Origin of the sequence: Xanthomonas hortorum pv. cynarae (assembly GCF_002939985.1) — a bacterium.
Lineage (GTDB): Bacteria > Pseudomonadota > Gammaproteobacteria > Xanthomonadales > Xanthomonadaceae > Xanthomonas > Xanthomonas hortorum_D.
On sequence record NZ_MDFM01000010.1, the window covers coordinates 80,888 to 103,384 of the forward strand.

13 protein-coding genes and 1 pseudogene are annotated in these 22,497 nt (G+C 64.2%); 5 read left to right on the forward strand and 9 right to left on the reverse strand.

Annotated features, from left to right (window positions below; genetic code table 11):
- Window positions 1-28: 28 nt before the first annotated feature.
- Both hutG and hutU read left to right on the forward strand, forming a co-directional pair.
- Window positions 29-889 (forward strand): N-formylglutamate deformylase, encoded by an 861-nt coding sequence (hutG, locus tag XcyCFBP4188_RS09040; RefSeq protein WP_104591974.1) that lies wholly within the window; start codon window positions 29-31, stop codon window positions 887-889.
- Window positions 890-905: 16 nt separating this feature from the next.
- On the forward strand, window positions 906-2,573 hold the full coding sequence (hutU, locus tag XcyCFBP4188_RS09045) for a urocanate hydratase (protein ID WP_104591975.1): 1,668 nt from the start codon (window positions 906-908) through the stop codon (window positions 2,571-2,573).
- Between the two features lie 562 nt (window positions 2,574-3,135).
- Here hutU and XcyCFBP4188_RS09050 read toward each other — a convergent pair.
- Window positions 3,136-4,218 (reverse strand): hypothetical protein, encoded by a 1,083-nt coding sequence (locus XcyCFBP4188_RS09050; protein WP_104591976.1) that lies wholly within the window; start codon window positions 4,216-4,218, stop codon window positions 3,136-3,138.
- A gap of 245 nt (window positions 4,219-4,463) precedes the next feature.
- Between XcyCFBP4188_RS09050 and XcyCFBP4188_RS09055 the strand changes: the two genes are divergently transcribed.
- Window positions 4,464-5,189, forward strand: a complete 726-nt coding sequence (locus tag XcyCFBP4188_RS09055; protein WP_006451499.1) for a hypothetical protein — start codon at window positions 4,464-4,466, stop codon at window positions 5,187-5,189.
- A gap of 238 nt (window positions 5,190-5,427) precedes the next feature.
- Here XcyCFBP4188_RS09055 and XcyCFBP4188_RS09060 read toward each other — a convergent pair.
- Window positions 5,428-7,395, reverse strand: a pseudogene (locus XcyCFBP4188_RS09060) (outer membrane protein assembly factor BamB family protein).
- 44 nt (window positions 7,396-7,439) lie between these two features.
- Between XcyCFBP4188_RS09060 and XcyCFBP4188_RS23040 the strand changes: the two are divergent.
- A complete protein-coding gene (locus XcyCFBP4188_RS23040; protein WP_167393521.1) occupies window positions 7,440-7,655 on the forward strand; it encodes a hypothetical protein in 216 nt (71 codons plus the stop codon).
- Here the strand turns inward: XcyCFBP4188_RS23040 and gyrA are convergent, their stop codons facing one another.
- The 5 genes from gyrA to ligA form a co-directional block, all read right to left on the reverse strand.
- Window positions 7,656-10,367, reverse strand: coding sequence for a DNA gyrase subunit A (gene gyrA, locus XcyCFBP4188_RS09065; RefSeq protein ID WP_006451503.1), 2,712 nt, complete (start codon window positions 10,365-10,367; stop codon window positions 7,656-7,658).
- Between the two features lie 211 nt (window positions 10,368-10,578).
- Window positions 10,579-11,643, reverse strand: coding sequence for an S-methyl-5-thioribose-1-phosphate isomerase (mtnA, locus tag XcyCFBP4188_RS09070; RefSeq protein WP_006451504.1), 1,065 nt, complete (start codon window positions 11,641-11,643; stop codon window positions 10,579-10,581).
- 559 nt (window positions 11,644-12,202) lie between these two features.
- Window positions 12,203-12,889 (reverse strand): DUF3011 domain-containing protein, encoded by a 687-nt coding sequence (locus XcyCFBP4188_RS09080; RefSeq protein WP_006451577.1) that lies wholly within the window; start codon window positions 12,887-12,889, stop codon window positions 12,203-12,205.
- A 169-nt stretch (window positions 12,890-13,058) separates the two neighbouring features.
- Window positions 13,059-14,021 carry an EF-P lysine aminoacylase EpmA gene (gene epmA / locus XcyCFBP4188_RS09085; RefSeq protein WP_006451578.1) on the reverse strand — a complete coding sequence of 321 codons (963 nt, stop codon included), beginning with the start codon at window positions 14,019-14,021 and terminating at the stop codon, window positions 13,059-13,061.
- On the reverse strand, window positions 14,018-16,543 hold the full coding sequence (gene ligA, locus XcyCFBP4188_RS09090; protein ID WP_043909662.1) for an NAD-dependent DNA ligase LigA: 2,526 nt from the start codon (window positions 16,541-16,543) through the stop codon (window positions 14,018-14,020). Before ligA ends, epmA begins: the two co-directional genes overlap by 4 nt.
- Before the next feature lie 319 nt (window positions 16,544-16,862).
- On the opposite strand from ligA, the gene XcyCFBP4188_RS09095 reads away from it, so the two are divergent.
- Window positions 16,863-17,993 (forward strand): pyridoxal phosphate-dependent aminotransferase, encoded by a 1,131-nt coding sequence (locus tag XcyCFBP4188_RS09095; protein ID WP_104591977.1) that lies wholly within the window; start codon window positions 16,863-16,865, stop codon window positions 17,991-17,993.
- Between the two features lie 181 nt (window positions 17,994-18,174).
- Here the strand turns inward: XcyCFBP4188_RS09095 and zipA are convergent, their stop codons facing one another.
- Window positions 18,175-18,906: a cell division protein ZipA gene (gene zipA, locus XcyCFBP4188_RS09100; protein WP_006451582.1), complete on the reverse strand. Its 732-nt coding sequence runs from the start codon at window positions 18,904-18,906 to the stop codon at window positions 18,175-18,177.
- 56 nt (window positions 18,907-18,962) lie between these two features.
- The gene (gene smc, locus XcyCFBP4188_RS09105; protein WP_104591978.1) at window positions 18,963-22,466 is read right to left on the reverse strand and encodes a chromosome segregation protein SMC; all 3,504 of its coding nucleotides are present in this window, start codon (window positions 22,464-22,466) and stop codon (window positions 18,963-18,965) included.
- Between the last annotated feature and the right edge of the window lie 31 nt (window positions 22,467-22,497).

Genomic DNA, 22,497 nt, shown 5'->3' on the forward strand with positions numbered 1-22,497 from the left:
CGATTGCACTGATGCAAGGCACGCAACGATGAGCGCCCTGCCATGGCTCGAAGTTCACCGCGGCGATGCGCCACTGATCGTCAGCTTCCCGCATACCGGTACCGAGCTGCCGGACGACGTGGCCGATCGATTCGTGTCGCCGTGGCTGGCGCGCCGCGATGCCGATTGGTGGGTGCATCAGCTGTACGACTTCGCGCAATCGCTCGGTGCCACCACCGTGCGCACCGCGATCTCGCGCTCGGTGATAGACGTCAACCGCGACCCGAGCGGCGCATCGTTGTATCCGGGCCAGAACACCACCGGCCTGTGCCCGCTGACCACCTTCGACAATCAGCCGTTGTACGCAGACGGTGACGCACCTGATCAGGCGCAGATCGAGCGACGCCGCACGCGCTGGTTCGATCCTTATCACGCTGCGCTCGACACCGAGATTGCGCGCCTGCACGCGCAACACCCAAAGATCGTGGTCTATGACGCGCATTCGATCCGCTCGCATATTCCACATCTGTTCGACGGTGAGTTGCCGCAGTTCAACATCGGCAGCAATGACGACCGCAGTTGCGATCCAGACCTGGTCGATGCGGTGGAACGGCTTTGCCGCAGCAGTGGCTCCAGCACCGTGCGCAACGGGCGTTTCAAGGGCGGCTGGATCACCCGCCACTACGCGCAGCCCGAGCGCGGTGTGCATACGCTGCAGATGGAGCTGGCCTGCCGCGGTTACATGCGCGAGCCCGACGACATCACGCCAGACACCTGGCCCACGCCGTGGCATCCCGCGCACGCAGTGGCATTACGCGCCGTACTGCGGCACGTGCTGCTGACCTGCCTGCACTTCGCCAACGCAACACCCCCCTCCTCCGACACCACGCCGCCTGCGGCGCACCGTTGATTGCAAGGAACCCGGCATGACCCGTCACGATGCAACCCGCGTCATCCGCGCCGCCACCGGCACCACGCTCACCGCCAAGAGCTGGCTCACCGAAGCGCCGCTGCGCATGCTGATGAACAACCTGGACCCGGACGTGGCCGAGCGCCCGCAGGAACTGGTGGTGTACGGCGGCATCGGCCGCGCCGCGCGCGATTGGGAATCCTTCGATGCGATCGTCGCCGCACTCACCCGCCTGGACGACGACCAGACCTTGCTGGTGCAATCCGGCAAGCCGGTCGGCGTGTTTCGCACCCATCCCGATGCGCCGCGCGTGCTGATCGCCAACTCCAACCTGGTGCCGCGCTGGGCCACCTGGGATCACTTCAACGAACTCGATAAAAAAGGTCTGGCGATGTATGGCCAGATGACCGCCGGCAGCTGGATCTACATCGGTGCGCAAGGCATCGTGCAAGGCACCTACGAAACGTTCGTGGAGATGGGCCGCCAGCATTACGGCGGCAACCTGGCCGGCAAGTGGCTGTTCACCGGCGGCCTCGGCGGCATGGGTGGCGCGCAGCCGCTGGCCGCAGTGATGGCCGGCGCCTCGTGCCTGGCGGTGGAATGCCGCCGTTCCAGCATCGACATGCGCCTGCGCACCGGCTATCTGGACACCTGGACCGACTCGCTGGACGAGGCGCTGCGCCTGATCGAGGAATCGTGCACGGCGAAGAAGCCGCTGTCGGTCGGCCTGCTCGGTAACGTGGCCGATGTGCTCGACGAGCTGCTGCTACGCGGGATCAAGCCGGACCTGCTGACCGACCAGACCTCCGCGCACGACCCGGTCAACGGCTACCTGCCGCAGGGTTGGAGCGTGGAAGAATGGGACGCAAAGCGCGTGAGCGCGCCCAAGGAAGTGGAAGCAGCCGCGCGCGAGTCGATGGCCAGCCACATCCGCGCCATGCTCACCTTCCACGCGCTGGGCGTGCCCACCGTGGATTACGGCAACAACCTGCGCCAGATGGCACTGGAAGAAGGCGTCGACAACGCGTTCGACTTCCCCGGCTTCGTGCCCGCCTACATCCGGCCACTGTTCTGTCGCGGCGTCGGCCCGTTCCGCTGGGTCGCGCTCAGTGGCGATCCGGAAGACATCGCCAAAACCGATGCCAAGGTCAAGGAACTCATTCCCGACGATGCGCATCTGCATCGCTGGCTCGACATGGCCGCCGAAAAGATCGCCTTTCAGGGCCTGCCTGCGCGCATCTGTTGGGTCGGTCTGGGCGACCGGCATCGACTGGGTCTGGCCTTCAACGCGATGGTGCGCAGCGGCGAATTGAAGGCGCCGGTGGTCATCGGCCGTGACCATCTGGATTCCGGCAGCGTCGCCTCGCCCAACCGCGAAACCGAAGCCATGGCCGATGGCTCCGATGCGGTCTCCGACTGGCCGCTGCTCAACGCCCTGCTCAACACTGCCAGCGGCGCCACCTGGGTGTCGCTGCACCACGGCGGCGGCGTCGGCATGGGGTTCTCGCAGCACGCCGGCATGGTGATCGTCTGCGACGGCAGCGAAGCGGCCGACAAGCGGATCGAACGCGTGCTGTGGAACGACCCGGCCACCGGCGTGATGCGCCACGCCGATGCCGGCTATGCCATCGCCACCGACTGCGCGAAGGAAAAAGGGCTGGATTTGCCGGGAATTCTTGGCTGAGTTCGCCCTCCGACAGCGCGCTATACCGCACGCCGTCGGCAGGCTGTGTGCACTGCTCGCAACCATGCACACCGACCATCCCGACTGGTCCTTGCCCGCCCACCGTCGCGGGACCTTACGCGGCATGGATGCCGCGTAAGAGCCTACACGGACGTACTTGCGGCGTGTCCCGCGGTGGTGGACGGGCAAGGGCCCACCAGCCAAGCTGCAGACATCAGCTCTACAACTGATCTATCCGCCACACTATTCAACCACTCCAGGGACAACCGAGATTTCGGTCGCGGCGGCGGTTAAACGCAGTCAAAAGCTTAGGTCAAAAGCTGGGTCAGTCGAGGGCGCGATGTCCTCACCAGACAGTTTGCTGGTTGCTTTGAGAATAGCTACGCACACCGACCATCCCGACTGGTCCTTGCCCGCCCACCGTTGCGGGACCTTACGCGGCATGGATGCCGCGTAAGAGCTTACAAGGACGTACTTGCAGCGTGTCCCGCGATGGTGGGCGGGCAAGGACACCACAGCCAAGCCACAAATCAACCGCTCTACACGCGTTTTGTTAGCCGCTTTAATCGGCTTTGGTTTCCATCCCTATCTGCTTGCAGGCCGATGCAGCAGCCGCCAGCAATGCGCTGTCATCGAGCAGCGGCACCGCCCCGCTTGCCGGGTAAGAAGCTGCGATCGCCTTCGCCGCGCGATCGGCATCCGCCTGGATATACCACTGCGACGCCATCGGCAACGCACGTCCACGTACCGCGTGTTCAAATCGATACTGCCCCCAGTAAATCGCCAATGGCTCTTCCAGCGTGTTGAGCGGGTTGCGCAAGGTGGCCGCACTCGGACACAGCCGCAAGAAGTTGGCAGCGAGCATGCGTTTGCGCGCGGATGGCTGCCCCGCAGACAAGTAATGACTCAACTCGTGCAACAGGATCGGTGCCCAGTCCATCGATGCCGTGCCGCTGGGCGCATCGTGCTGCGAATAGAGCAGCATCGTGCGTCCACGCACTTTGGCCTGGGTGGTATCCATCTCCGGCCACCACACGAATCGTGCCTCGAATACCGGAGGTTCCGGCACCGCAAAGAAATCACGCATCTGCGATGCCAACCGGGAAACGGCGGGGTTGGACAGCTCCTCGCTCAGCACGCGCATCTGTTGCTCGAAACGGGGTGCAACTGCGATCAAACGACTGGCACGCGGAACGAAGCGCGCAAAATACGCGCGCAACAGTCTCTGGTCATCTGCCGACTGTTCTGCAATGGCGGCGTTCGCTGAGACCTCGAAGTTTTCGCTCCCCAGGAAATGCCGGGAGAACGGATCCGCCTCACGGGTGGCGTCTGGCGCGAAAACACGGTCGACCAACTCCAGATCGTCGTCTTTTGCCAGCCCCGAGGTGCGGCGGCGGAAATCCGCATAGGCGGCAAGCGCGGCAAGGTCCGCCTGATCCAGCCCGCCATGGGCTTCCATGTAGCTGCGGTAGACGGGCACCGTAAAGCCCGGCAACCAGTCCGACAGGTTATCCAGCAGGTTGAACAGATCCGTCGCTTCGCTGTAGCCCACCTGGACGTGCGTCGATGACGTCGATGGCGGTGTGGGTGGCGCGGCATGCGCAGTGGCGCACAACAACATCCAGATCAGTGCGACTGCGCGCATGTTCCGCAGTTTGGTCGGCCAGCAATCACTCCATGTGCGCATGCGGAACTCTGGGCTGGCGAGTACGTTGATTCGAGCATGCAGGGATACCGCTCGCAACGTGTCTTTCGTCAGGGGTGCGCAGACCTGCACGCTGGCGGCCTGCTTTGACGGCAAAACCACCGTAGCCCGTCACATTCTCGACAATTGCCCTCAAGACTGCCGGGATCAGGCCGACAAGGTATGCAACGTTTCGAGGAGCCTCCATGGGCATCCTGATCTACCTGGTGCCTGCATTCGCACTCTGGGCGCTCATCGCCACCGGGCTGGCGTTCGTGCGTGGCCGGCAGCTGCGTGCCGAGTCCGGCCAGCTTGCGGGCACCCAGGACAGTCTTGCCCGCTACCAGGCTGCGCTGTCGCAATTGAAGGCACGCGCGGCCGCCAGCACGCTGGAGCTGGAATCGCTGCAGCGCAGCTACGCGGTGCTCAAACAGTCACTGGAGCAGCAGGAACAGAACGCGGCCGAGCAACAGGCGACCACGGCCCAGGTGATTCCGATGGTGATGGTGCAGCAACTGGACATCGCCAACGAAATCGGCACCTTGTTTGCGCATGTGGCACGCGTTGCGCGCAGCCTGCGTCGCTATAGCGCTTACAGCCGCGGCCACAATGCCCCCGAACCGAACACCGCCCGCTACGACCTGCACTGGTTGGCGGACTGCTTGCACAGCTTCGACCAGATCGGCCACGCGCTGGTGCGTGGTAATGTCGCCGCGTTGATCACGGCCTGCCAGGACCTGCTGTCGATGTACGACCACTATTTGAAAGACGGCTCCGGCTACAACAGCCGCGACACCTTTCAGCGTCTGAGCAGCGATGTGCCACTGTCCGATGCCACCGACGCCATCCGCTCGATCATCGTCAAGGCCACGCTGGCGCAGGACGCGCAGGATGCGGTGATGGAAGAAGCAGTTGCGGCGAATGTGGCTTGATTCGGGATTCGGGATTCGGGATTCGGGATTCGGGATTCGCAAGAGCGCGGGCGCGGTGTTCTGTTAGATCAACACGTAGATGCATGGCTGTCTGACAGCGTATCGATGAGCATCGTTGGCTGAAACGTACATTGCGACTACTCATAAAAAAAGCGCACCACTTACGGTGCGCTTTTTTTGTTTCAAGCCTTAGGAACGGCTAACGAACTCTGGCGAGCAGGTTCGAGAACGGCTCAAATCAAGGCGTTTTCTGCGGCAACGCATACGCCACCACCGCATCGCCCGCAGGCGTTTCCATGAAGTGGTGGCCGCCGGCCATGATCACCAGATACTCGCGGCCGCCGTAGGCATACACCATCGGGTTGGCCTGACCACCGGCCGGCAACTTGGCGTGCCACAGCTCCTTGCCGGTAGACAGATCGATGGCGCGGATCAGGTCGTCGGTGGCTGCGGCAATGGGATCAACCCGCTTGCCGTCACTACCGAACCGCCGTTGTTCGGCGTGCCGATCTCGATCGGCAACCCCGAGCGGATACCGAACGGCCCATTGCCGCGCGCACTGCCGAACGGACGGTCCCATAGCGTCTTGCCGCTGGCCAGATCGATCGCGCGGATGCCGCCATAAGGAGGCTCCTTGCACAGCAACTTGGTGAACGGCAAGCGCCAGCCGGCATTGACGTTGATCGCGTAGGGCGTGCCAGCCTGCGGGTCGCCGGCACCTTCCGCACCGCCCGCATCGCTACGCACTTCGTCGCGCGGTGCCCAGCCCAGTTTGTCGGCCTCGGCTGCGACCCCAGATCGTAATCCCAGGCATCGATATGCGTGGTCTGGAAATTCCACACCGGCTTGCCGGTGGTGACATCCAGCGCCACCAGCGAGGTCGCATTGCGATTCTCCTGCGGCGTACGCGAGCTGCTCCAGTAATCGGCGGTGGAATTGCCCATCGGCAGATAGACATAGCCCAACTGTTCGTCGGCCGCGGCGGTGGTCCACATATTCGGCGTGCCACGCGTCCAGCTCTGGCCCGCCGGCGGTGCGCCGTTCCAGTCCGGATGGGTCATGTCCCAGGCCCAGCGCAACTTGCCGGTCACCGCATCGAAGCCTTCGATCACACCGGACGGCTCGTAACGCTTCTGCCCATCCAGCACCTGATGCCCGGTGACCACCACCCCGCGCACAATCGCCGGTGGCGAATTGATCGACACATAGCCCGACGGGGTCTCGCCCATTCCCACGGTGATGTCGACCTGGCCGTTGTTGCCGAAGTCCGCGCACGGCGTGCCGCTGCGTGCATCCAGTGCGATCAGGCGACCATCCAGCGTGCCTTCGATGATGCGCGTGCGGCACATTGCCGAAGCATCCGATGCCACCGCTCCTGCGCCATCGTTGGCTGCCGCCGGCATCTCGTAATACGACACGCCGCGGCAGGCGGCCGTGTACGGAATCGCCTCGTCCTTGACCTTGGGATCGTAGCGCCAACGCTGCTTGCCGCTGGATGCATCCAGCGCGATCACCTGATTGCGCGCAGTGCACACATACAGGCTGTCGCCCACTTTCAACGGCGTGGTTTCCGCGCCCCAGCGCTTGCTTGGCAGGTCGCCGGTGTGAAAGAGCCAGGCCTGCTTCAACTGCGCAACGTTATCGCGATTGATCTGCCGCAGCGGCGAATAACGCAGCCCGGGCTGGCTGCGCCCATACGCGGCCCAGTCGTCATCGACAGGCGCATTTGCCGGCTGTGCGCCAGAAGACGCAAGCGACGCTGGAACGTTGCGATTGACCAGGCTCGCGGCAACACCGGCCGCATGCGCCAACGCGCCATCGGCTTCGGTCACCCCAACGGCACGAACGCCAGCGCGAAGGCCACCACAAACACCGCCGCCAGTACGCCGGCCACGCTGCGCGACAGCGCGCGCGACACCGGGCGCTCCAACTTGGGCAGCAGCAGCGCCAGCACGAACGCCAGGCCGACGATCAAGCCCGCACGCGGCACCCAACGCCAGTAATCACTGCCCGACTCCCACCATGTCCACAGCAACGACGCCACCACCACTGCAGCAAACCACCACGCGCCCGCATTGCGACCGCGAAACAGCAGCACGCCGGCAACCAGCATGGCCGCGCCCGCAGGCGCGTAGTACCAGGAGCCGCCCAGCGCGGCCAACCACACGCCGCCTGCAAGCAGCACAGCGCCGAGCACTCCAATCACGCCTCCCAATGTCGCCAGCGCCCAATGGCCGCGACGGGAAGGAGATGCACGATCGTCATCAGTTGTTCCTCTTCGATTCTGCGGCGACGCAACGCCGCCGCACCGCCAACCACCTTCGACCCGCAACGGTGAAAGAGCCGCGTTCTTTGCGGCCCTCGTCGAAAAAAACTGCGTTGCAGTTGCAGATGTCACCGCGTGCAATAAAAAACGCCGGCTGTACGCCGGCGTTTTTCTTCAACTGCGTTACTCGCTATGCGTGATCACGCTTCGGTCGGCGGCAACTCGCTGGTGCTTGGCGCCGGTGCGACGGCTGCGTCGTCCACCACGTCTTCCACTTCATCCAGCGAGGCATCCAGACGTTCCACCGCCTGCAGCTTTTCGCCCTTGGACAGACGGATCAGCGTCACGCCCTGCGTGTTGCGACCCACGCGCGAGATCTCCGAACCGCGGGTGCGCACCAGCGTACCGCCGTCGGAAATCAGCAGCACTTCGTCGGTGCCGCCCAGCAACACTGCACGCACCAACTTGCCGTTGCGCTCGGTGGTCTGGATGCCGATCACGCCCTGCGTACCACGTCCCTTGCGCGGATACTCGGCCAGCGGGGTGCGCTTGCCGTAGCCGTTCTCGGTGGCGGTGAGGATATAGGCCGTGTCGTCGTTTTCGGCGACCTCGATCACTGCCGCATCGGCCACGTCCGTGGTCTCCACGACGTCCTCTACGCTCTCTTCCTCGACATCGCTTTCGACGCCCGCAGCACGCTCGGCCACGATCAGGCTGACCACCTCTTCGCCCTTGGTCAGACGGATACCGCGCACGCCGGTGGCGGTACGGCCCATCGAACGCACGGTGGATTCGCCAAAGCGCACGGTCTTGCCGTTGGAGGCGAACAACAGCACGTCGCGGTCGCCATCGGTCAAGGCCACACCGACCAGCGCATCGCCCTCATCGAGGTTGATGGCGATCTTGCCGCGCGCCAGGCGGAACGCGAATTCGCTCAGCGGAGTCTTCTTGACCGTGCCGTTGCGCGTGGCGAAGAACACATAGCGGTTATCGGCGTATTCGCGCACCGGCAGCACCGCCTGCACGCGCTCGCCTGGTTCCAGCGGAATCCAGTTGATGATCGGACGGCCGCGCGCATTGGAGCCGGCCTCCGGCAACTGATACACCGGCAGCCAGAACACCTTGCCGCTGCTGGTGAAGGTCAGCAGCGTGTCGTGCGTGTTGACCAGCCACAGCTGATCGATGAAGTCCTCTTCCTTGGTCGCCGCGGCAGAACGACCACGGCCGCCACGGCGCTGCGCACGATACGCGCTCACCGGCTGGCGCTTGGCATAACCGGCGTGCGACAGCGTCACCACCACGTCTTCCGGCGAAATCAGATCGAGAATATCCAGATCTTCTTCGCTGTGGCGGATTTCGGTGCGGCGTTCGTCGCCGTACTCTTCGCGGATATTGATCAGCTCGTCGCGTATAACCTGCAGCAGCACGTCGGGATTTTCCAGGATGCGGATCAGGCCCTGGATGACCTCGAGCAACTGCTTGTACTCGTCGGTCAGCTTTTCCTGCTCCAACCCGGTCAGGCGATGCAGACGCATTTCCAGGATCTGCGAGGCCTGCACTTCGGTGAGCTGGTAAAAGCCCTTGATCAGGCCCACGCCCGGCGGCAGATCTTCCGGCTTGGAGGCTTCGGCACCGGCTGCGCCCAGCAAGGCGCCGACCAAGCCCGGTTCCCAGGTCTTGGCCAGCATGCGCTCGCGCGCTTCCTGCGGATTGGCCGAGGTCTTGATCAGCTCGATCATCTCGTCGATGTTGGCCAACGCGACGGTCAGGCCTTCCAGCACATGCGCACGCGCACGCGCCTTGCGCAGTTCAAAGATGGTGCGGCGGGTGACCACTTCGCGGCGGTGGCGGATGAATGCCTGCAGCATCTGCTTGAGGTTCATCAACTGCGGGCGGCCGTCGATCAGCGCCACCATGTTGATGCCGAACACCGACTCCATCTGGGTCTGTTGATACAGGTTGTTGAGCACAACCTCGGCCGACTCGCCGCGCTTGACCTCGATGTAGATGCGCATGCCGTCCTTGTCGGACTCATCGCGCAGCTCGCTGATGCCCTCGAGCTTCTTTTCCTTGACCAGCTCGGCGATCTTCTCGATCAACCGCGCCTTGTTCACCTGATACGGGATCTCGGTGACGATGATCGCTTCACGGCCGTTGTCGGCCACTTCCACGTCGGCCTTGGCGCGCATGCGCACCCGGCCACGGCCGGTGCGGTAGCCGGCGGCAATGCCGGCGGTGCCGTTGATGATGCCGGCAGTGGGGAAATCCGGGCCCGGGATGTACTCCATCAGGCCTTCGACATCCAGCTCCGGCGTGTCGATCAAGGCGATGCAGGCGTTGATCGCTTCGGTCAGATTGTGCGGCGGGATGTTGGTGGCCATGCCCACCGCGATACCGGCCGAGCCATTGACCAGCAGGCTCGGGAACCGGGTCGGCATGACCGTCGGTTCCAGTTCCTTTTCGTCGTAATTGGGCTGGAAATCGACGGTTTCCTTGTCGATGTCGGCCATCAGCTCATGCGCCAGACGCGACATGCGCGACTCGGTGTAACGCATCGCCGCGGCAGAGTCGCCATCGACCGAACCGAAGTTACCCTGGCCGTCGACCATCATGTAGCGCAGCGAGAACGGCTGCGCCATGCGCACCAACGTGTCGTATACCGACTGGTCGCCGTGCGGATGATATTTACCGATGACGTCGCCGACGATACGCGCCGACTTGAAGTACGCCTTGTTGCTGTGCGCGCCCAGCACGTGCATGGCAAACAGCACGCGGCGATGCACAGGTTTGAGGCCATCACGGGCATCGGGGAGTGCGCGGCCCACGATCACGCTCATCGCGTAATCGAGATAGCTCTTGCGCATCTCGTCTTCCAGATTGACCTGGATGATTTCCTTGGCGGTTTCTGCCATTCGGGTTCCGTAATTTTGAGGTGGCGGGCGAGCCGGAAAGCCGCGTCGGGAGCACCCTGCAACAGGCTGCCGGCCCCACGCTCCCGCCGATCGATTCAAGCCCCGGATTGTACCACGAAGGGGCAGCCCGATGCCGCCGGTTTACCAGCCAGAAACAAGCACTTGCAGGACGTTTGCGTGGTGTTGGCAGCGTTATCGCACCGCGCCGGGCTCAGGCGCCGAATGCGGCCTGCATCTGCGCCAGGTCGGGCTGCGCAATCACCCCACGCTCGGTGACGATGGCATCGATCAAGCTGCCGGGGGTGACGTCGAACACCGGGTTCCAGGCATGGATGCCATCGGCCACCGTCCTGACCCCGCCCACCCCGAACAATTCGCCCGGGTCGCGCTGCTCGATCTCGATCTGCTCGCCGCTGGCGGTCGCCATGTCCACCGTCGACGACGGCGCCACCACCATGAACTTGACGCCGTGGTGGCGCGCGGCGATGGCCAGCTGATAGGTGCCGATCTTGTTGGCGGTATCGCCATTGGCGCAGATGCGGTCGGCGCCGACGATCACCCATTGCACCAGGCCGGATTTCATCAGGTGCGAGGCGGCCGAATCGGCAATCAAGGTCGCGTCGATGCCATCCTGCTGCAGCTCCCACACGGTCAGGCGCGCGCCCTGCAACCACGGCCGGGTCTCGCCGGCAAACACCTTGCCGATGCGCTGCTGCGCCATGCCGGCACGGATCACGCCCAGCGCAGTGCCGAAACCGGCGGTGGCCAGCGAGCCGGTATTGCAATGGGTCAGCACGCCACTACCCGGCGCGATCAGCGCAGCGCCCAGCGCGCCCATGTGCCGATTGGCGGCCAGATCTTCATCGGCGATGGCCTGCGCCTCGCGCGCGATCACCGCGCGCCAGTCGGCGCCGGCAGCGCCCAGCACGCGACGCATGCGCATCAGCGCCCAGGCCAGATTGACCGCGGTCGGACGCGCGGCATTGAGCCGCAATAGCGCCGGTTCGAGCTTCTGCAGTGCCGCGCTGCCGTCATCGGCATCGATCTCGCGCGCCGCCAACACCACGCCCCACCCGGCCGCAATCCCGATCGCCGGGGCGCCGCGCACCGCCAGCGAATGGATCGCCTCGGCCACCGCATCGCTGCTCTCGCAACGCACATGCTCCACCACGAAGGGCAGCTTGCGTTGGTCGAGCAATTCCAGGGCATCGCCGGTCCACAGCAATGGGCGGATGTGGTCGTAGCGGGCGTAATCGATGTGGGCGCTGTCGTTCATGGCGCTATTGTAAGGCGCGCGGGCAGCCCAGTCAGTGGACCTGCCGTGTTCGGCCCGTCGTCCGAGCGCTGCAACACATTCAGGTGTAAAAGCCTGGTTGGTCGAGCGCGCAGTGCCCTCACCGCTCGCGGGACACGCCGCAAGTACGTCCATGTAGGCTCGGTGGCGGCATCCATGCCGCCACACGGTCCCGCAAGCGGCGAGGGCACCGCACCAGAGAGTTAGTCGGCTGTTGGGTGAAAAGCGGCCGTCTAGCGGGTGCTTTAGCGTTCTGGTGCGGGGCATACAACTTCATGAGAGCAAGCCAATAGAAGCAGCTAAAGCATTGCTTGCAGCATGCACACCGACCATCTCCACTGGTCCTTGTCCGCCCACCGTCGCGGGACCTTACGCGGCATGGATGCCGCGTAAGAGCCTACACGGACGTACTTGCGGCGTGTCCCGCGATGGTGGGCGGGCAAGGGCCCTGCAGCCAAACCGCAGATCGGCCGCCCAGCAGCGAAGTCCAAGGTCCTACGCCATGCAATAGACAAACGCGCAACAGGCTTGTCAGCCGCTCTCAGTCGACGATGAACTCGGCACGGCAGCCGTCGTTCACCCACACCCCGTCGCGGCTCCAGCCCCAGGTCTGGCCTTCCACGCATTCTTTTTTGGAGATCTGCCGGCCCACACGCACCTGGCGCTCCACCGATACCCCACAGGTGCGGCGCGAGCTCTTCTTCGACTCGCAGGTGATCATGCGCGGCACGGCCACAAAGCCGGAACCATCTTCGGCACCGACTTCGAACTCGCCATCGCAACCGCGTGACACCCAGATCTCGTTACGGCGGGTGCCCCACGTGCGGCCCTCCTTGCACGGCCACATCGATCGTTGACGCAACAAGCGCACTGGCGCACCACGCAGGATCACCGGGCAGGCCACTTTGCCGCCGTTGGAGTCGCAGCGCACCACGCGGCGCATCTGCGGAGAGGCTGACACGCGTGCAGAGGCAAACTCCGCACGGCAGCCCTGCTCGACCCACACGCCGTCGCGTTCTACATCCCACTCGCTGCCGCGAATACAACTGGTTTCGGATAATTGGCGCACCAGTTGCACACCATGTTCGGTGTCCATCGCACAGTGCGTGCGCGCCATGTCCTTGGACTCGCAACGCACCACGCCTGAGGCGCGATCCGAAGCACGCGCGTCGGCGAGCATCAGCAGCGGCAAGCACCACAAACCGCATAAGCTGACCAGCCACTTCATGCCGACACTCCTCACCCAAACACACTCTGCGCCGCGCCCCCGTGGACGTGAGGATGAGAGCATCATCGATGTGAAGAAAGCAATACGGTGCCGATGACAACTGGATGGCACTTCGTGCCTGCGATCCGCCATGGAGTCGGCGGCACAGCCCGAGCAGGCTGCGTCGGCGCTAGGCGCGGGCGAACTCGAACGCGAGCACATCCGCTATCTGCGCGGTGCCACGCAAGGCCATCAACAAGCGGTCAACGCCGACCGCCACACCGGCGCAATCAGGTAGCTGCGACAACACCGCGAGCAAGCGTTCATCCAATGGCAACTGCTGCAACCCGCGCGCGGCACGCACCGCGTTGTCGCGCAGGAAACGCGCACGTTGCTCCTGCGCATCGTTGAGCTCGTGATACCCATTGGCCACCTCGTAAGCGCCCAGATACAGCTCGAAGCGCTCGGCCACCGGCGGGCTGTCGTGGCGGATGCGCGCCAATGCGCATTGGCTGGCCGGCCAGTCGTGCACCACAGTCAAGGTGTCGCTGGCGAAGCTGGGCTGGATGCGATGGGTCATCAGCAGGTCCAACCAATCGTCGCGGGTCAGGCCGGCTGGATCGATGGCGATGTCGTGTAGCGGTGCGCGCAGCGTTTCGATGGGGTCGAGCAACGGGTCGATACCCAACTGCTGCAGGAACAGGTCGCGATAGCTCAGCGCCTGCACGCGCGCCTGGCGCTGGACCAACGCAAGCGCCTGCTGCACCAACGCGATGGTCTCCTGCGCCAAGGCGCGATCGTCCCAGCCCACCCGGTACCACTCGAGCATGCTGAACTCGGGATTGTGGCGGCCGCCGGCTTCGCCATTGCGGAACACCCGCCCCAGCTCGTAGCAATCGCCCACGCCGGCCGCGAGCAGGCGCTTGAGCGGATATTCCGGCGAGGTGCGCAACCAACGTAGCGGTGCGCCGGCATCCACATGGCCGCTGAAGCGCGTGCTGAAACTGTCGATATTCGGCTCGGTGTTGCCGGCCTCCGAGAGCACCGGCGTTTCCACTTCCAGCACGCCACGCTCGGCGAAGAACGCGCGGATCACCGCATTGAGCCGCGCGCGTAACTGCAACGCGGCCAGATCGATCTGCGCCGCCCTCATGGCTGCTGGCCGTGCTCGCCGAGAAACGCCAGCAGCCGCGCTTCGTCCCAGATCTCCACGCCCAGCGACTGCGCCTTGTCGAGCTTGGAACCGGCTTCTTCGCCAGCCACCAGAAACGCGGTTTTCTTGGAGACGCTGCCGGCGACTTTCGCGCCCAACGCTTCCAGGCGCTGCTTGGCGGCATCGCGCGTCAATGCGGCCAAGGTGCCGGTGATGACCACGGTCTGGCCGTCGAGCGGACCGGTCTGCAGCGCATCGGCTTCGGGCAGGCGCGAGAGCACCGTTTCCATCGCCTGCTGCGCGTCGCTGGCCAAGGCCGCGTTTTCCGGCCGCTCCAGCCACTGCTGCACCGAGGCAACGACCGGCGCGGGGACGCCGGCCTGCAGCAAGGCATCGGCACCGGCGCTGCGCAACGCATCGAACGAGTCCACTGCGGCGGCCAGTTGCTGCGCACGCACCGGCGTCACCTTGGGGATATCCATGTCTTCCAGCACGCTGGCAAAACTCAGCGCGTCGCGCAGCTTGGGCGAAGGCGGATGTGCATCGCCGATGCGCACGCCACGTTGCAGCAGATCGTCGATGGCCTGCTGATTGCCGGGCTGATCCAGGAAGTGCCCGAGCGAGCGCGCCACCTCGCCACCGATATCGGGCACGCGCTTGAACAGCGGCCACGGCAGGTGGCGGATCAGTTCCAGATCGCCGAACCAGGCCGACAACGCCTTGGCCGTGCTCTCGCCGACATGTTCGATGCCCAGCGCAAACAGGAAACGTTCAAGCGTGGTGTCCCGCGATTTTTCGATCGCCTCGATCAGGTTTTCCGCCCACTTGGTGGCGATCTTCTTGCGGTTCCAGTCGAAGGCCGGCAAGCCGGCGCGCAATAGATCGGCCTGCCAGGTCTGCGGCACCTCGCGCTCGCCAGCCAGATCCACACCGATACTGACTACCGTGTTTTCCAGCTGCGCATACGCCCCGGTGGCCAGATGCTCGCGCGCTTCACGCAAGAACGCATGCGGACTTTCGGCGGTGCTGATCAGACGCAACTGCAGCAGCTGATCGACTGTGAGCAAATACAGATCGGCAACGCCCTGCACCACGCCGCTATCGACCAGCACCTCGATGAATTTTTCGCCCAGGCCATCGACATCCATCGCGCGGCGCGAGACGAAATGCCGGAACGCTTCCTTACGCTGCGCCGGGCAGGTCAGCTCGCCGGAGCAACGCCACACCGCTTCGCCCTCCTCGCGCACGATCTCCGAGCCGCACACCGGGCATTGCGTGGGCATCTGCCATGGCTGCGTGCCGGGTGGCCGTTGATCGGCGACCACGCCGGCCACTTCCGGAATCACATCGCCGGCGCGCCGCACGATCACCGTATCGCCCACGCGCACATCCAGCCGCGCGATCTGGTCGGCGTTGTGCAGCGTTGCGTTGGTGACGATCACCCCGGCCACATGCACCGGCTTCAGCCGCGCCACCGGCGTGGCCGCACCGGTACGCCCGATCTGGATCTCGATCGCTTCCACCGTGGTGGACTGCTCCTGCGCCGGGAATTTATGTGCAATCGCCCAGCGCGGCGCGCGCGAGACAAAGCCCATCTCACGCTGCCCGGCCAGATCGTCGAGCTTGTAGACCACGCCATCGATATCGAATGGCAGCCCGTCGCGCGCGGCACCAATGCGCTGGTAATACGCCAACAGCCCGTCACTGCCCTGCACTACCTCGACCAGGGCGCTGACCGGGAAACCCCATTCGCGCAGCTGCGCCAGCATTGCTGAATGGGTTGACGCAACACTTTGCGGGATCTCTTCGAAGAGGTCCTGTTCTACTTGAATAAGTCCTACCCCATATGCAAAGAAAGAAAGCGGACGCTGGGCTGCAATACGGCTATCTAGCTGACGTAAAGAACCTGCCGCTCCATTTCTCGGATTAGCGAGAAGTTTTTCACCCCGAGCCATAGCCCGCTTATTAAATTCAGCGAATCCATTCCGTGGCATGTAAACCTCGCCCCGAACTTCCAAAACGGCTGGAACGTTACTGCCCCTTAGCCTCAATGGAACTGACCTTATTGTTCGAATGTTCTCACTAACATCTTCACCCACAACGCCATCACCACGAGTCACACCTTGAACAAATTCACCTAATTCGTAACGCAAGCTGATTGCTAGACCATCGAACTTTGGTTCGACAGAAAATTTGAGTGGGCTTGAACTACCTATACGACGAAAAATTCGATCGACAAAGTTATTCACCTCGACCTCATCAAATGCGTTCGCTAAAGAAAGCATGGGGATTGAGTGTCTAACTTTTACAAATGATCTTCGAACGGCGCCACCAACTCTCATGGATGGTGAGTCAGCCGTGATCAGCTCTGGATACTTCTGTTCCAGTTCCTGTAGCTCCCTAAAGAGCTGGTCGTACTGCGCATCTGTAATTTCAGGATCTGCGAGCTCGTAATACCGGTGGTCAGCATTCTCGATACGCCGCCGAAGCTCTCGTGCCCGTTCGATCACACTTTGTTCCATCGTCTAAACCAATTGCCTATTCGAGATCTCTAATTCTATCGTTCTACAGGGGCATCGGCGTGTACTGATGACATTGATAGAGGCGTGTAGTTGGCTGGCACAGGACGCACTTCTGCCTCAGTCGTCGGACACTGCAGCGTCTTTGTTGATGGCGGTGGCGGTGGCGCCATCCAATGCAAGACAAGTACGCACCTGAAATCAGCCTCTCACCCTAGTTTTCAGCGAAGGCAGCAAGCCCTACGGGTATTTCCCGATAGGCAGACAAGCACAAACCCGATAGCGTGGCGCCCTCTGCCGCCCACCCGTCTGGAGTTCACCCGTGTCGTTGCCCGTCTCGCGCCGTTCGTTTCTCAGCCTCGCCAGCGTTGGCGTGGCGGTGTCCGCATTGGGACTGGCACCTGCGGCAGAGGCAGCCCGCAAGCGCGCAGCCGCAGCGGCAGCGGCAACGCCCAGCGTGGCGCCGGCCGCCGGTGCGGTGTATCTCAACCTCAACGAGCATCCGCTCGGGCCGGCGCCGGCCGCGCTGGATGCCGCGACGCGCTCGCTGGCGCGTTCGGGCCGCTACCTGTTCGAGATGGAGCAGGACCTGCGCAATCTGATGACCGGCGAGTTGCAACTGCCCAACGACCATCTCGCGTTGTTTCCCGGTTCCAGGGATGCATTGAATCGTGCCGGCAGCCTGTTCACCTCGGCGCGTGCCGGGCTGGTGGTGGCCGACCCGAGCTTCGATCCGATCGTCGACAGCGCCACCGCGCGCGGCGTGCCGGTGCGCAAGGTGCCGCTGCGGGCCGATGGCGCGCACGACGTCAAGGCGATGGCCAAGGCCGACCCAACCGCCGGCCTGATCTATCTATGCAACCCCGGCAACGCCACTGGCGCCATCACCCCGCGTGCCGACATCGAATGGCTGCTGGCAAACAAGCCGGCCAGCGCAGTGCTGGTAGTCGACGAAGCCTACATCCACTACAGCAACGAACCGTCGGTGGCCGATCTGGTGCGTCAGCGCCAGGACCTGATCGTGTTGCGCAGCTTCTCCAAGCTCTACGGCATGGCCGGCCTGCGCCTGGGCGCTGCGTTGGCGCCGCCGGGGCTGCAGACCAAGCTCGCCAGCTTGGGCAGCAACCCGTTGTCGGTCCCGGCAATGGCCGCCGGCATCGCCAGCCTGCGCGACCCGCAACTGCTGCAGACCCGGCGCGCGGAAAATGCGCGCGTGCGCGACGACACCGTCGCCTGGCTCAAGACCAAGGGCTACACCTGCCTGCCCACGCAGGCCAACTGCTTCCTGCTCGACGTCAAGCGCGACGCCAGCGTGTTCGCCGATTCGATGCAGAAACAGGGCGTCATCGCCGGCCGCAGCTGGCCGATCTGGCCCAAGCGCGTGCGCATAAGCGTCGGCACCGAGGCAGAGATGCTGCGTTTTCGCGAGGCGTTTGCCAAGGCGAAGCGTTGAGCACTAAGCACTGAGTGGCAATCCCTTCTCCCCTCGGGAGAAGGTGCCCCGAAGGGGCGGATGAGGGTGCGAGCGAAGCCTCGTGCAGTTGGAACCACACCAGGGCTTCGCGCCGTACCCTCACCCCAACCCCTCTCCCGCAGGAGAGGGGCTTTGATTCCCTCTCCTGCGGGAGAGGGAATCACCAGCGCGGCGACTTGGTTAGCGGCGGCGCCTGATGCTGGCGATCGTAGGCGCGCAGCTCATCGCGGATATGCGCCACACGTTGACGGCCCAGCGCATTGCGGCTGTCGTCCAGCACCACGCCATCGAGTAGTTCGGCCATGCGCTGCACGGTCGGCAGCATTTTTTCCCAGGCATCCAGCGCAGTCATCGGCGCCGGCAGCGTGAGGAAAAATGCGATCGCCGGGGTCTGCATCTCGCGGATGTTGGCCATGTCGAAACTGCCGGGCTTGAGGATGCTGGCCATGCTGAAGATCGGCCCGCGCTCCGGGTGCCCTTCCACCAAGCGGTGGAAGACATTCATGTGGCCGAACACCAACCCGGTCTTCTCTGCAGCCACCACCACGTCTTCGCCACGCAGCACTTGGCCGGCCTTGGCTGCGACGAACAGCGAGACGATCTTGTCGAAGTCCTGATTCGGACGCTTGCCGACATCGTTACCGCCGGCCGCATCGGCATCGTCCAGATTGAGTTCGCTCTGCTCGGCACCTTCAGTGCGCTCGAACGGGTCGCCCTCCACGCCCGGCTCGCCGGAAATCACCGGCTCGCGGCGTTCGCGCGGTTGCCCGTCGTCCTTGTCGACCCGGCGCCCTTGCGGCGATTTTTTCGGGCGACCAAACAGAAAGATGGCCGCGACCAGCAGCAGTCCAGCGATCAGGATCCCGATCCGGATCATGGCCATGTCGGACATTCAGCGTGCCTCCGCATAAGAGTGACAGGTGTCGATATTCCAACAAGCATGGCACGTCATGCCGCACCCGCCAAACGTGCGGCTTCTTCCAGGTCAACGCTGACCAGACGGCTGACGCCCGGCTCGCGCATGGTCACGCCGGAGAGCTGACGCGCGGCCTCCATCGTCGCCTTGTTGTGGCTGACGAACAGGAACTGCACTTTCTCGCTCATCTCCCGAACCATGTTGGCCAGGCGGCCGACATTGGCCTCGTCCAGCGGCGCGTCCACCTCGTCGAGCAGGCAGAACGGCGCGGGATTGAGCTGGAAGATCGCAAACACCAGCGCCACGGCGGTCATCGCCTTTTCGCCACCGGACAGCAGCGAGATGCTGGACACGCGCTTGCCCGGCGGGCGCGCCATGATGGTCACGCCGGTGTCGAGCAGGTCTTCGCCGGTGAGTTCCAGATAGGCATGCCCGCCGCCGAACAGCCGCGGATACAGTGCCTGCACGCCGGAATTGACGCGGTCGAAGGTGTCCTTGAAACGGCCGCGGGTCTCGCGGTCGATCTTGCGGATCGCTTCTTCCAGGGTTTCCAGCGCGGTGTTGAGATCGAGATTTTGCGCGTCGAGATATTCGGAGCGTTGCGCCGCTTCGCCGTATTCCTGGATCGCGGCCAGGTTGACCGGTTCCAGCCGCCGCATGCGCCCATCGATCTGACCGACCGCCGCCTCCCACTCGGCCAGATTGGCCGATTCGGGCAAGCCGTTGACAACATCTTCGAGCACGAAGCCGGCCTTCACCACCGCAGCCTCCAACTGTTCGGCGCTGAGCACCAGGGCTTGCTGATCGAGCTTGCGCTGCGAGATGCGCTCGCGCTGGCCCAGTGCCTGTTCGTCGCGCTGCTGACGGGTCTGTTCGTAGCTGCGCAGTTCGCCGTCAACACTCTCCAGCATGGTGCGCGCTTCGCTCAGTACGCGCTCGGTGCGCACACGCTCGCTCAAGGCGGCCTGATGCTCGTGCTCCAGCGTTTCCACCGGCGAATCGCCTTCGCTGAGCTGGGCGACCAGGTCTTCCAGGCGCGTATCGAGCTGGCCGCGCTGGCTGTCCATGCGCTCCAGTGTCTGGCTGAGCGAGGTGATTTGCGTGCGTTGCGATTCAAGCGTAAGCGCCAATGCGTGCATCGCATCGCGCACGCCACGTGCGGCATCGCGGGCCTGGTCGCGCGCATCGGTGAGCTGACGGCGTTCGTTTTCCAACGCCGCGCGGGTGCCCTGCAGATCGCCCATGAGGGTGACCGCGTCTTCGAGTTTGGCGCGCGCTTCGCGTGCCTGCTCACGGCTGGTATCCAGTGTTTCCAGCAGCTGCGACAATTCGCTTTCAATGCGTTCGATGCGCGTGCGTGCGGCATCGACCTTGCCTTGCTGACTCTGCAGCTGACCGGCCAGTTCGGAGACGCTGCGGTGCGCCATGTACAACTGACGCTGTGCATCTTCGCGTTGCTGCTCGGCAGCCAGCAACTGCTCGCGGAAGCTGCCCAGGCGCTGCTCAAGGTCGGCTTCGCGCTCCTGCAAGGTTTCGATCTGCGCGCGTAATTCTTGAATCTCGCGCTCGCGCAACAAGGCGCCCTGCTTGGCGGCGCCGGAACGCGACACGCGCACCCAGCCCTCGCCCAGCCGCTCGCCATTGCGGGTGATGACCGAATCGCCCTCGGGCAGGCTGCGCTGCAGCGTGCGTGCAGCATCCAGATCCTCGGCCGCGTGCAGGCGCGCGAGCAGGCGACGGATTGCGATCGGCCCCTGCACCTTGGCCGCCAGCGAGGTCGGTGCGAAGTTGGCGTTGTCGCTGGCACTGGACACCAGCGCGATGCGGCCGTCACCCAACTCGCCCAGCGCATCGACCAGTTGCTCCGGCGCATCCACCAGCACGCCTTCGATCAACTGCCCCAGTGCACCTTCGACCGCATTTTCCCAGCCGCCTTCGACCGTGATGCGCTCGCCGACGCGCGCCGCCGAATCCAGACCGCGCGACTTCAGCCACGCCACCGCCGCGCCCTGCTCCTGGCCGAGCGCGGCCTGCTGCAAGGTTTCCAGCGACGACAGCCGACCACGTGCGGCCTGCGCCTGCTTGCGCACCTCGGCCAGTTCGCCCTGGCTTGCCCGTTGCTGTTCCTGCAGCCCGCCGAGCGCGTGCTTGCGCGCTTCGACCTGCTCGGTCAACCCGTCCAGCGAGGTCTTCTGGGTTTCGTGGCGTAGCTCGATCTGCTCGAACGCTTCGGCCAGCGCATCCAGATCCAGCCCGGCGCGCTCGTTGACCAGTGCTTCGCGGCGGCGGTCGGCTTCCAGCGACTGGCGATCGAGATAATCGACACGCGTGCGCTCCACTTCGCCGGCACGCGAGGCTTCGCCGGTGTCGCGGTTGTGGGTTTCCCAGCGCTGCTGCCAGTCGGCCAGGCGCGCTTCGGCTTCGCGTAGCGATTCCTGACGGAATTCGTGGTCTTCGCGCAGCTGTTCCAGCTGCGGTTCGGCCGCGGCCACCGCCTCGCGCAGCACCGCCAATCTGGCCGAGTCGCCGCTGATATGCTGGGTCAGTTCCTGCAGCTGGCTCTGCGCCTCATCGCGCGCCTTGTGCAGGCGGTGCGAGAGTTCGCGCTGATGCTGGATCTGCTGCTCGATGCGCGCCAACGCACCACCGACCTGATAGACATCGGCCTGCGCCTTGGCCACCGCTTCGGCGGCTTCCTCGCGACGCACACGGCCGGTTTCGATGCGCGCTTCGGCATCGCGCTGTTCGGCGATCAACTGCTGCAGGCGGGTCTCTTCCTGATTCAATTTTTCGCGCAGGCCCTGCAGCCGGCCATCCAGGCCGCGGTATTCCAGCGCCTTCCATTCGGCGTCCTTGATCCGGCGCTCTTCCTGCAAGGCCTGATACTGCTCGGCCTGGCGCGCCTGGCGCTGCAGATGCGCCAGCTGCTTGGTGATTTCTTCGCGCAGATCGCCCAGGCGATCGAGATTTTCGCGAGTGTGGCGAATGCGTGTTTCGGTTTCCTTGCGGCGTTCCTTGTACTTGGAAATGCCGGCGGCCTCTTCCAGATACACGCGCAGGTCTTCCGGGCGCGCCTCGATGATCTGGCTGATCATGCCCTGCTCGATGATCGAGTAGCTGCGCGGGCCCAGACCGGTGCCCAGGAACAGGTCGGTGATGTCGCGGCGTCGGCACTTGGTGCCGTTGAGGTAATACGCACTGGTGCCGTCGCGGCTGACCAGTCGCTTGACCGAGATCTCGTTGAACGAGGCGAACTCGCCGGTGATGGTGTGATCGGAGTTGTCGAAGATCAGCTCCACCGTCGCCTGCGACACCGGCTTGCGCGCCGAGGAACCGGAGAAGATCACGTCGGTCAGCGAGTCGCCGCGCAGGCGGCTGGCCGAGCTTTCGCCCATCACCCAGCGCACCGCATCGATGATGTTGGACTTGCCGCAACCATTGGGGCCGACGATGCCGGTCATGTTGGTGGGCAGATGCAACGTGGTCGGGTCGACGAACGACTTGAAACCGGACAGCTTGATCGTGGACAGGCGCATGGGACTGGAGGTTCCGGGCACCGCGCGGACG